11 protein-coding genes are annotated in these 11,756 nt (G+C 55.9%); 9 read left to right on the top strand and 2 right to left on the bottom strand.

Annotated elements, in window-relative coordinates; translation table 11 throughout:
- Positions 1 to 12: 12 nt before the first annotated feature.
- Entirely contained in the window at positions 13 to 402 is a 390-nt protein-coding gene (locus AC1EK1_RS03125; protein ID WP_480305672.1) for a VOC family protein, read from the bottom strand.
- A gap of 68 nt (positions 403 to 470) precedes the next feature.
- Positions 471 to 956, bottom strand: a complete 486-nt coding sequence (locus tag AC1EK1_RS03120) for an alanyl-tRNA editing protein (RefSeq protein ID WP_480305671.1) — start codon at positions 954 to 956, stop codon at positions 471 to 473.
- Between the two features lie 640 nt (positions 957 to 1,596).
- Between AC1EK1_RS03120 and fabD the strand changes: the two genes are divergently transcribed.
- The 9 genes from fabD to AC1EK1_RS03075 all read left to right on the top strand — a co-directional run bounded on the left by fabD (position 1,597) and on the right by AC1EK1_RS03075 (position 11,674).
- Positions 1,597 to 2,481: an ACP S-malonyltransferase gene (gene fabD, locus AC1EK1_RS03115; RefSeq protein ID WP_480305670.1), complete on the top strand. Its 885-nt coding sequence runs from the start codon at positions 1,597 to 1,599 to the stop codon at positions 2,479 to 2,481.
- Positions 2,465 to 2,785, top strand: coding sequence for a hypothetical protein (locus tag AC1EK1_RS03110; RefSeq protein ID WP_480305669.1), 321 nt, complete (start codon positions 2,465 to 2,467; stop codon positions 2,783 to 2,785). The genes fabD and AC1EK1_RS03110 overlap by 17 nt, the downstream gene beginning before the upstream one ends.
- The gene (gene zapA / locus AC1EK1_RS03105) at positions 2,782 to 3,105 is read left to right on the top strand and encodes a cell division protein ZapA (protein WP_480305668.1); all 324 of its coding nucleotides are present in this window, start codon (positions 2,782 to 2,784) and stop codon (positions 3,103 to 3,105) included. Before AC1EK1_RS03110 ends, zapA begins: the two co-directional genes overlap by 4 nt.
- 80 nt (positions 3,106 to 3,185) lie before the next feature.
- A complete protein-coding gene (rny, locus tag AC1EK1_RS03100; RefSeq protein ID WP_480305667.1) occupies positions 3,186 to 4,796 on the top strand; it encodes a ribonuclease Y in 1,611 nt (536 codons plus the stop codon).
- 18 nt (positions 4,797 to 4,814) lie between these two features.
- A complete protein-coding gene (locus AC1EK1_RS03095; protein ID WP_480305666.1) occupies positions 4,815 to 6,839 on the top strand; it encodes an LptF/LptG family permease in 2,025 nt (674 codons plus the stop codon).
- Positions 6,840 to 6,878: 39 nt separating this feature from the next.
- Complete coding sequence (locus tag AC1EK1_RS03090; protein ID WP_480305665.1) at positions 6,879 to 8,093, top strand: bifunctional 3,4-dihydroxy-2-butanone-4-phosphate synthase/GTP cyclohydrolase II; 1,215 nt, start codon at positions 6,879 to 6,881, stop codon at positions 8,091 to 8,093.
- Positions 8,094 to 8,230: 137 nt separating this feature from the next.
- Positions 8,231 to 8,773 carry a chromate transporter gene (locus AC1EK1_RS03085; protein WP_480305898.1) on the top strand — a complete coding sequence of 181 codons (543 nt, stop codon included), beginning with the start codon at positions 8,231 to 8,233 and terminating at the stop codon, positions 8,771 to 8,773.
- Positions 8,770 to 9,297 carry a chromate transporter gene (locus AC1EK1_RS03080; RefSeq protein WP_480305664.1) on the top strand — a complete coding sequence of 176 codons (528 nt, stop codon included), beginning with the start codon at positions 8,770 to 8,772 and terminating at the stop codon, positions 9,295 to 9,297. The genes AC1EK1_RS03085 and AC1EK1_RS03080 overlap by 4 nt, the downstream gene beginning before the upstream one ends.
- Before the next feature lie 4 nt (positions 9,298 to 9,301).
- The gene (locus tag AC1EK1_RS03075; protein ID WP_480305663.1) at positions 9,302 to 11,674 is read left to right on the top strand and encodes a glycoside hydrolase family 95 protein; all 2,373 of its coding nucleotides are present in this window, start codon (positions 9,302 to 9,304) and stop codon (positions 11,672 to 11,674) included.
- Positions 11,675 to 11,756 lie beyond the last annotated feature (82 nt).

Genomic DNA, 11,756 nt, shown 5'->3' with positions numbered 1-11,756 from the left:
GTGCCCACCGACCTAGCGGAGAGGCAGTATCTCGATCCAGTACCCGTCCGGGTCGCTGATGAAGTAGAGCCCCATCTGCTCATTTTCGTAGCAGACCGCCCCCATCTCCTTGTGGTACGCCCGCCACTCATCGTAGTCACCGCGCACCCTCAGACAGAGGTGGTACTCCAGATCCCCCAGGTCATAGGGCTCCTTGCGATCCCGCAGCCAAGTCAGCTCGAGGGCAAAGTCCGTCTGTCCGCCATCACCGAGGTAGACCAGTATGTACGACCCATCCTCAGCCACCTTGCGACGCACCTCCTTCAGGCCGAGTGCTTTTTCGTAAAAGTCCAAGCTGCGTTGCAAGTCAAGGACATTAAAGTTGAAGTGATCAAATCTCGCAGGCTGTCTCTCTTTCATCATTCGTTTTGCTCAAAAAAAAGTATAGGAGCCCCTCGCCTCCACTCGGGGGGGGGGAAAAAAATAGGGGGTCAAAAGGAGGGATCGGGGTCAGTCAGCTTGAAACGCACCCTCCACCGTCCACGCTCCCGGTCATAGCTGTGGGCATACAAGTCGATATGCCCACACTGCCTCGTATGCTCCACATGTTGGCCGATACACAGGCAGATATCATAGTCCCCCACACGCACCAGTCGCACAGCCTCCGACGCATCATCCGGGATGCGACTCACGTCCACCCCATAGCGCTCAGCATCACGCTTATTCACCACCTGGTACGTGACCGGCAAGTCCAGATCCAGCACACGGTTGATCTCCCGCTCGAGACAGGCCAGATCCTCATCTGTCGGGACAAACTTGGTCTCAAAGTCCATCCTCGACTTTTTTCGCTCCACATGCGCACCGACACTCCTGCCGGTCCCAAAGAGCCGCACCATTGCGGCATTGAGTACATGCTCCACCGTATGCATGGGTGGGTACTCCTTTTTGTTGTGTTCGTTGAATATTACTTGCTCCATGGCTGACAAAGCTAACGAAATTCTCACTCAACGGACACAAGTTAGCACACGGGAGTCGGCTCAGGCTCCCTCTGACTCCATTGAGAAATGCTGCAAAAAAGGTCGAAACTTCTCTTTGAGGTCGGAGAAAAAGCCGGCAAGGTCGGAGAAAAAGATTCGCCTGACCGGAGAAAAAGATAAAATCACTAAGTGATTTATTCAAATCACACTGTGACGCGAATAAATCACTAAGTGATTTGTTGAAATCACACAGTGATTTGAACAAATCACAGTGTGGTTTATTGTTTTTCGGCCGGAGAAAAAAGTTTGCGAGTACAGAGAGAGGATTTTAGCACCCGCCACCGAAACCACTCTTTACGCTCGCACTTGCCACTCGGCTCAAGCGACCCAATCGCTTGAGACCGCCACACGAAGACGACCGGCAGGGCCACGCCGCACGACTATTACCCACTCAATCACAGCCACTTGCACACAGATCGAGAACCCCAAAAGCGGTGTACTTAGGACAAAAAGTGTACCAAGGACACCTCACGATCCCCCTCATTTTGGGAATAAAATAGGGTATGACTGCTTTTTTTTGGTAAGTTTGTGGGTAATCGTGGTGTAGTACACACCCAAAACTCTAGAATACATTACAGCAATGAAGACAGCATATGTTTTTCCGGGTCAGGGCGCACAGTTTGTGGGCATGGGCAAAAGCCTATACGACAACTACCCTGAGGCCCGAGAGCTCTTTGAGACCGCCAACGAAGTCTTGGGCTTTTCGCTGACCGACACCCTCTTTTCCGGCACAGACGAGGAGCTAAAGCAGACGAAGGTGACACAACCTGCGGTATTCGTCCACTCCTACATCGCCAATCGCATACACGGACAGCAAGCACCCGACATGGTGGCCGGGCACTCACTGGGAGAGTTTACGGCTCTGGCCGTGGCCGGTGTCCTAAGCTTTGAGGAGGCACTGCGCCTAGTCTCCAAGCGTGCCCATGCGATGCAAAAAGCATGTGAGGCACACCCCTCCACCATGGCCGCAATACTCGGACTGCCGGATGAGAAAGTCATCGAGATCTGCGAGAGCGTGACCGGTGAGACGGTGATAGGTGCCAACTTCAACTGCCCCGGCCAGGTGGTGATCTCCGGATCCATCGCCGGCGTACAAGCCGCTTGCGAAAAAGCCAAAGAAGCCGGTGCCAAGCGCGCTCTGCCCCTAAAGGTCGGTGGAGCGTTTCACAGCCCCTTCATGGAGTCGGCACGCGCTGAGCTGGCGCAGGCGATCAGTGAGGCCAACTTTGGAGACGCCTCCTGCCCCGTCTACCAAAACGTGGACGCTCTACCCCACAGCCGGGCAAGCGAGATCCGCGACAACCTCGTGAAACAACTCTCCTCACCGGTCCTCTGGACTCAGCTCACCCGACAGATGATCGCCGATGGCGCCGGGGAGTTTGTGGAGTTTGGGCCGGGAGCTGTCCTCCAAGGTTTGATCCGAAAGATCGACAACTCGGTGACAACAAGTGGCTACCAAGACTAGCCCCTCCCCCGGGCCTACCGACTCCCGCGACCGTCTCCTCACTCTCCTAGAGGAGAAGACAGGACACTTGGTGGAGAAGTTTCGCCGCCAACGCGCCCAACTGTCGGGGCTACGGCAGGAGCGAGACAGCCTACTAGAGGAGCGAGAGCGACTGAAGGGCGAGATCCGAGCACTGGAGCAAAAGCTCTCGGTCCGTGGCGACACCGAGGCCGTGGCTCCGGTCCTAGAGCTACGCCGAGAGGTAGATGAGATGATCGAGCTGGTAGAGCATTGTCTCGAGCTAATAGACAACGACCCCCGATGAGCACACCACCCTCTGAGCGAAAAGATGACGAGTGGCGGATCAACGTCCGCATAGGCAGGGAGCGAATGACTCTGCGCATACCTCGTGATCCCACCACAGAGAAGTGTCTCCGCAACGGAGCCACCAATGCAGGATCGCTGGTCGGCCAATACACCACCGCACACCCGGAGGCCTCCGAGGAGCAGATCCTCACCTACGTCGCCCTACACCTCGCCTACCGACTCGAGCGACTCACCGACAGAGACAAGGCCGACGACACCAACAACAGGATAGAGACGATCATAGAGATCCTAGACAAACTAGATGATGGCGAGCCCTGAAAAGGCAAAAGCCACACACAGAGGAGGGAACAAACTCACAAAAAAACTACAAACACAACTATATATAGACCCCCACCATAATGAGTCCAATAATACTAGCGATAATACTGGCACTCCTCCTGCTCGTCGTAGGAGGCTTCCTCACAAGACGGGAGCTGATACGGAGAAGCTACGAGGAGCGCGACCGACTACTGGCCGAAGCCAAAGAGGCCGGCCAACAGATACGAGACAAAGCGACAGCCGATGCCGAAGACCTGATCCGCAAAGCCAATGCCGACAACGACCTGCTAAAGAAAAACAAACTGCTCGAGATCAAAGAGGAGTTTTTGAAACGAAAAAACGCACTCGACAGAGAGGTCCAAGCAAGGCAAAACAAACTGCAGACCGTAGAGACCAAGCTCAAGAGCAGAGAGCAGTCGATCCTCCTCAAACAAGAGGAGCTGCTCGGACGGACAAAAGAGCTGGATGAAAAAAACGAAGCCCTGGAAAAACAGATCCAACTCAACAAAGAGCGCGAGACAGAGCTAGAGAACATCCGCAAGCGCGAACTCTCCGAGCTGGAGACCATCAGCGGACTCTCGGCAGACGAGGCCAAGGATCGACTCGTCGAAAGCCTCAAGGAAGAGGCCAGGACCGAAGCCGCCGTGATGGTGAACGAAATCATCGACGAGGCCAAAATGTCGGCCAACTTTCAGGCCAAGAACATCGTGATCAAGACGATCCAACGGGTGGCCGCCGAAACAGCGATAGAAAACGCCGTAACCATCTTCCACATCGACAGTGACGAGATCAAGGGTAGGATCATCGGCCGTGAGGGACGCAACATACGCGCACTCGAGGCGGCCACAGGCGTAGAGGTGATCGTGGACGACACACCGGAAGCCATCGTACTGTCGTGCTTTGACCCGGTACGCCGTGAGATCGCACGACTGGCACTGCACCAACTGGTACAGGATGGTCGTATACACCCCGCCCGCATCGAGGAGGTGGTGGAGAAGGTACGCCTGCAGATAGAGGACGAGATCATCGAGACCGGCAAGCGCACCGTCATCGACCTCGGGATCCACGGACTACACCCGGAGCTGATCCGACTGGTGGGCAAGATGAAGTACCGCTCCTCCTACGGACAAAACCTCCTACAGCACGCACGCGAAACCGCCAACCTCTGTGCCGTGATGGCCTCGGAGCTGGGGCTCAACCCCAAAAAAGCACGCCGTGCCGGACTGCTACACGATATTGGCAAGGTCCCCGACGACGAGCCTGAGATGCCACACGCACTACTCGGGATGAAGCTGTGCGAGAAGTACAAGGAAAAGCCGGATATCTGCAACGCTGTGGGTGCCCACCACGATGATATCGAGATGGAGACCCTCATAGCACCCATCGTGCAAGTCTGCGACTCGATCAGCGGTGCCCGACCCGGTGCCCGTCGGGAGATCGCCGAAGCCTACATCAAGCGGCTCAACGACCTAGAGAAGGTGGCCCTATCCTACCCCGGTGTGATCAAGACCTACGCCATCCAAGCCGGGCGAGAGCTGCGCGTAATCGTCGGTGCCGACAAGATCGACGACGCAAAGACGCAAGAGCTGTCCACCGCCATAGCACAGCAGATCCAAGACGAAATGACCTACCCGGGACAGGTCAAGATCACAGTCATCCGAGAGACCCGCATGGTCTCCTACGCCAAGTAAGCCGGCCCCCAAGCCACTGTGAGGATCAAGAAGCTCCATATCTACGTCATCAAGACCTTTGCCCCACTGCTCCTAGGGAGCTTTTCGGTGGCATGGTTCATCGTGGTGATCCAGCTTCTGTGGCGTTTTGTGGGAGATATTGTGGGCAAAGGGGTGGACACGATCGTCTTCCTCAAGCTCCTGTTTTATGCCGCCATGACAGTCGCCCCTCTGGGCCTGATCCTAGCGATGCTCGTGGCGTCGCTCATGACCTTTGGCAACCTAGGTGAGCGACTGGAGCTACTCTCCATGCGAGCGGCCGGGATCCCTTTTGTCCGCATCCTCAAGCCCCTCTTTTTCCTATCCATAATCGTGGGGGTTGGGCTCTTTGTCTTTCAGAACGACCTGATGATTACCTCTCAGGTAAAGTTTTGGCAATACTACTTTTCGATCAAAAACAAGTCGCCGGAGCTGGCCATCCCCTCCGGTGTCTTTTATAGAGAGATCGACGGGTACAGCATCTATGTCGAGCGCAAGGACAGTGAGCGAAAGATGATGTACGGCATGATGATCTACGACTACAAGGATGGATTTCAAAACGCCACCGTGCTGAGAGCCGACTCGGGACGTCTCTACTCAATCAAGGACGGCAGCGTGCTTGTGCTGGAACTCCTCTCGGGCGAAGCCTTTCGGAACCTCCGCGAAAACAAGGGCTACTACTCGACAAACTCTGGTATGGAGCCCTACATGCGTGAGAGATTTGACAAGAAGGTCGTGCAGATCCACTTTGACAACAACCTCAACATGGTGGATGAGGGGATGCTGAGCAGCCAGTTTGTCGGCAAAAACATGTGGGAGCTGGAGGCCTTTACCGACTCACTTCGTCTGTCGATCGACTCCATCACCCAGGTCAACCAGGAGATTGTCCTCAAGCGCAACAACACTCAGGAGGTATTTGCCAACATCGGCAGGGCACCCACCACTATCCGGCAAGTCCTCCGAGAAGAGCAAGAAACCGAATTGGGCGAAGACCATCCGCACCCCGGCATCAAAAACTTGGCCAAAAAGCTGGACCGAAAACCGGTCAACACTTTTGCCCAACTGCCCAAAGCAGAGCAAGCCAAGTACGACATGGGCAAGAAGTTTGCCACTATGGGGATGACCCAAAAGCGACAACTCTACCAGAGCTCAACCTCGACCCTCAACAATCGGCAGAGCGACCTCTACTTCTCCAACATGGAGCAAGACGACATGGAGAGCCTGATGAAGAAAAACCAGTTTGAATACTGGCGCAAGACGACCTACCCTGTTGCCTGTGTGGTATTCTTTTTGGTCGGAGCACCGCTGGGCGCATTGATCCGGAAAGGGGGCATCGGCATCCCATTCGTGACAGCGGTCTTTTTTTTCATCATCTTTTACTTTTTGGAGTCGACCGGGATGAAGATGGCACGCAGTGGTGCCTGGGAGGTGTGGTATGGGATGTGGTTGCCCAACATGGTACTCGGCCCCGTGGGGCTCCTACTCTGCTATATTGCCACCATTGATGCCAACAAGCTCACCTTGGACAGTGCGGCCAACAGCATCCGCAAGCTCCTCGGAACCGACACGGCCCGGAATGTCCCACCCGTCGCCGACACCGGGGCAGAGCCGGACTACGACCTAGCCGAAAAAGAGATCCTCGCACTCAACGAGACCACCGATGTCATCAAGTACCGGGGCAATATGCATTACGTCAAGTTTTTCCTCGGCATCCACCGAACCCAAGAGCGCGAAAAGATCAACACCCTGATCCACGAGATCATCAACAACCTACGGTACTCACCGGATATCCTACTGGTACACCGATTGGGAGCCTATCCGTTGCTGGATCGAGTCAGCAAGACCTACCGCCCGAGCCAAAAGTGGCTGCGACTCCTCTGCCTGATACTCCTACCCATAGGGCTACCGATATACATCTACTACCGACTGCGAGAGCGTGTCTACCTCCGAGAGATCAACCGACTAGTGGAGGTCAACTTTCAAGTCCTGGAAGAGGTAAAGCGAGCAAGCTACTATGCCAAGTAATCTACAGCACATACCAATACCCTTGTTTTTTATATAGAGATGGACAATTTCAAACTCAATACCATTGAAGAAGCAATAGAGGACTACAAGTCCGGCAAGATCATCATCGTGGTCGACGACGAGGATCGCGAAAACGAAGGAGACTTCATCATATCTGCCGAAAAGGTAACCCCGGAGATCGTAAACTTCATGATGTCTCACGGGCGAGGCGTACTCTGTGCCCCTATGTCCGAAGAGTGGGCGGATATGCTACACCTCCCGCTCCAAGTATCCGACAACACCTCACTGCATGAGACGCCATTCACGGTCACAGTGGATCTGATCGGCAAGGGGGTAACCACCGGAGTATCCATGTACGACCGAGCCACCACGATCAACGCACTTGGTGATGCCCGTACCAAAGCCTCCGACCTAGCGCGACCTGGACACATCAGCCCACTCCGTGCAAAAAACAAAGGGGTCCTGCGTCGGGCCGGACACACAGAGGCCTCTGTCGACCTAGCACGACTCGCCGGGATGAACCCCGTCGCCTGCCTCATAGAGGTCATCAACGAAGATGGGACCATGGCCCGCCTCCCTGACTTGGTCAAGATCAGAGATCAGTACGGCTTCAAGATCATCTCCATAGCAGACCTCATCAAGTACAGGCTCCAAGCAGAGAGCATCGTCGAGATGGGGACAGAGGCACTCCTACCCACCAAGTATGGCGACTTTCACATCATCCCTTTCCGCCAAGTGAGCAACGGACGAGAGCACATCGCACTCATCAAAGGCGACATCCGTGATGGCAAGCCGGTCCTCGTACGAGTACACAGCAGCTGCGCCACCGGGGATATCTTTGGCTCCCTCAGATGCGACTGTGGAGATCAGCTGCATCACGCCATGCAAGCTGTCGAAAAAGAGGGGCGAGGTGTCGTCGTCTACCTCAACCAAGAGGGACGGGGCATCGGACTCATGAAAAAGATCGAGGCCTACAAACTCCAGCAAGAGGGGCTGGACACCGTGGAGGCCAATATCCACCTGGGATTTGATCCCGACGAAAGAGACTATGGGGTCGGAGCGGAGATCCTCCGGCTCATTGGGGTCAAAAAGATGCGCCTCCTCACCAATAACCCCGTCAAGCGCATCGGGCTCGAAAGCTACGGACTCGAGATCGTCGAAAACGTGCCCCTGGAGATCGAACCCAACCCACACAACGCCTGCTACCAACGTACAAAAAAAGAAAAGATGGGACACACCCTGCACAACATTTAGCCCCCAAAAGGGCCGGAGCCCTGGCCACTCACCCCGTGGGGAGGAAGCCACCGGATCGATCCACCATACAGATGAAACCCACCCAAATGCCTACCGACCACGACCGCACCACAGCCGGCAAGCCAATGGATGCTCGGATGCTTGTGCAGCTCTTTTGCACCTTTTTCCTGATCGGTGGCTTCACCTTCGGAGGTGGTTATGCGATGCTGGAGCTGATCCGCCGGCAGATAGTGGACAAGCACCACTGGATGAAAGATGAGGAGTTCATCGACCTTTTTGCCGTCGCACAATCACTGCCGGGCGTCTTTGCCGTCAATATCTCCATCTTTGTCGGCTATCGGCTTCAGGGCCTAGTTGGAGCCATCGTCTGTGGCATAGGGTGCACGTTGCCAAGTTTTCTGATCATCCTCATGATCGCCATCTATGCCGGTCGCTTTAGGGGCAACCCCACTGTCGATGCGGTATTCAAGGGCATACGTCCCACAGTGGTGGCCCTGATCATCGCACCATGCCTATCGGTATGGCGCGCACTGCACCTCAGCCCGACACACCTGTGGATCCCGCTACTCAGTGCCGCTCTGGTGGCCTTTTGTGGAGTCAGCCCGGTGACCATCATACTTGTCAGCGCCCTCACAGGCTGGTTTTACTCACGCCTCATCCGCCCCAAGCTCCGATCATGATCTACCTACAGCTATTTTTGGTCTACATCAAGATCGGCCTACTGGGGTTTGGCGGAGGATATGCCATGCTCTCCCTCATACAAGAGGAGGTGGTCACCAAGCACCGGTGGCTCACTACCCAAGAGTTTACCGATATCGTGGCGGTATCCCAGATGACACCCGGCCCCATAGGCATCAATAGTGCCACCTATATTGGCTACACCGTCACACAGTCGGTATGGGGCAGTGTGGTGGCCACACTGGCGGTGATGTTGCCCTCTTTTGTGCTGGTGATGCTCATATCGCTCTCCTTTGCTCGCTTCAAAAAAAGCCCCCACGTCGAGGCACTCTTCACGGGCATCAGGCCGGCAAGTGTTGGGCTGATCGTAGCGGCCGCACTACTGCTGATGAATGCCGAAAACTTCATCGACCGCACCAGTTACCTTTTTTTCTTCGTGACCCTCGGAGCCATCCTTTCACGGAAGATTCACCCCATCCTGCTCATCATCCTATCCGGAATAGCGGGCTATATTGTTTACATCTAGCATTATGACCTACAAAAGACGACTTCTCTCCCTCATCTGTATGTTGCTCCCATTGACGAGCATTGCGCAGAGTCACCTCCTCTGGTACGACCATCCTGCCCAGGAGTGGGAGGGTACCTTACCGCTAGGCAATGGGCGCCTCGGACTCACCGTAGCCGGAGATATCCGGACCGAAAAGATCCCACTCAACGACATCAGTATGTGGAGTGGCAGCCCCGATAGTACCGCCTACTCACACACAGCGCGCCAATACCTTGCCCCCATCCGCGAAGCACTCCTCCGAGGAGACAACGCCACGGCACAGCGGCTCATGTACGAGCACTTTCAGTGCGGTGGCAGGGGCTCCGCTTTTGGTAGTGGCAAGGATGCCCCCTACGGATCCTACCAAGTACTCGGCTACCTAGAGCTGGAGCACCGACTACCGCACTCCGACCCCAAGCACTACCGGAGAGAGCTACTCCTCGACTCCGCTCTGGCTCACACTTTTTTTGACCTCGACTCGACCCACTACACCCGCACCTACTTCGCCAGCCAAGGAGAAGCAGACGTCATCGTCATCCGCCTGAGTGCAGATCGCAAAAAGCAGATCTCTTTTTCGGCCAAGCTCTCACGCTCCGAAAACGCCACCTGCACCGCACGAGATGGACGACTCTACATGAAAGGTCAGCTCCCCGATGGCTTTGGGGGTGATACCGGTACCCGCTTCTCAGCTGAGGTGAGCTTTGTCACCGAGGGAGGTACCCTCAGTACCAATGCAGATGCCGTGACCGTGGCCGATGCCGATGCTGTACTCATCTACATAGCTGCCTCCACAGACAACACCCCACCATCCGGAGTCAACCCCACGGACCCAACGACAGAGCTCAGCAGACTACAGGGTATGGAGTACGAGACACTACTCCGAGACCACATGGCCGGCTACGAGGAGGGCTACGGCCGAGCGACCCTCACCCTCTCCGCCTCCGACACGACGACCCACCACCTCCCCACAGACGTTAGGTTAGCACGATATGCGGAGACACACGATCCGGCATTCGTGGCTCTGTACTTCAACTACGGGCGCTACCTCCTCATCTCCTCCTCTAGACCAAACTCCTGGCCGGCCAACCTACAAGGCCTCTGGGCAAATGGTACTCAGCTCCCTTGGAACGGCGACTACCACCTCAATATCAACGTGCAGATGAATTACTGGCCAGCCGAGGTCACCAATCTCAGCGAGCTACACGAGCCTCTGCTCGAGTTTACACGCGACCTCGTCCCCTCAGGCCAACGCTCCGCACGCACCTTCTACGGAGCGGAGGGGTGGACCGCACACCCCATCACCAATCCCTGGCACTTCACGGCTCCGGGCGAGCACGCCTCATGGGGTGCGACCAACACCGGAGGAGCATGGCTGTGCCATCACCTATGGGAGCACTTTGCCTTTACCCAAGACACTGCATTTCTCGCCAAAGCCTACCCCATCATGCTGGAGGCAGGCAAGTTTTTCCTCACCTCGCTTATCGAAGAGCCCTCACACGGATGGCTCGTCACAGCACCCTCATCCTCGCCAGAAAACGGCTTCATCACACCCGACGGACAAGGACCACTCTACGTCTGCATGGGACCAACGATGGACATGCAGATCATACGCGAGCTCTTCAACAACACCCTTGATGCCGCCAAGATACTAGGGGTGTACGACAAAGAACTCACTCAGATGGCCAACACACTCCCTAGGCTAGCCCCACACCAGATCAGCAAGCACGGCTACCTACAAGAGTGGCTCGAAGACTACCAAGAGGCTGAGCCACACCACAGGCACGTCTCTCACCTCTACGGCCTCTACCCCGGCAACCAAATCACACGCCACAATACCCCCGAACTCGCCAAGGCGGCCGAACTAACCCTCAACCGGCGGGGAGACGAAGCCACAGGATGGAGTCGAGCATGGAAGATCAACTTCTGGGCACGGCTCAAAGATGGTAACCGTGCACACAAGCTACTGGCCAGCCTGCTACACCCGGCGATCGATCCGGCCGACCGATCCAAGCACTACAGCGGCACCTACCCCAACCTCTTCTGCGCACACCCGCCCTTCCAGATCGATGGCAACCTTGGCGGCACAGCGGCTATCGCCGAGATGCTCATTCAGAGCCACGAGGGCTTCATCGAGCTTTTGCCCGCCATACCGGATCACTGGCAGTCCGGCAGCTATACCGGCCTAAAAGCACGTGGCGGAGTGGAAGTAGACGTCACATGGGAGCAGGGCAAAGTCACCTCAGCCACCTTCAGGACCGAGCTACCGACCGTCACATTCCGACTCCGACACCCCAACGGAGCCATCACCACACACACCATCACCCTCGACAGCCCGCTCACCATCACCGAGCTCTGATTGAGCACCTATTCCACGAGACTGTTGCACGAAAGGCACCACCGCCATCGTGCAACAGTCTTTTTTTGGGGATTAGTTTAGT

The sequence above is a fragment of the Porphyromonas sp. C0026D3 genome (genome assembly GCF_056590775.1).
This window is presented reverse-complemented; position numbering and strand designations above follow the sequence as displayed.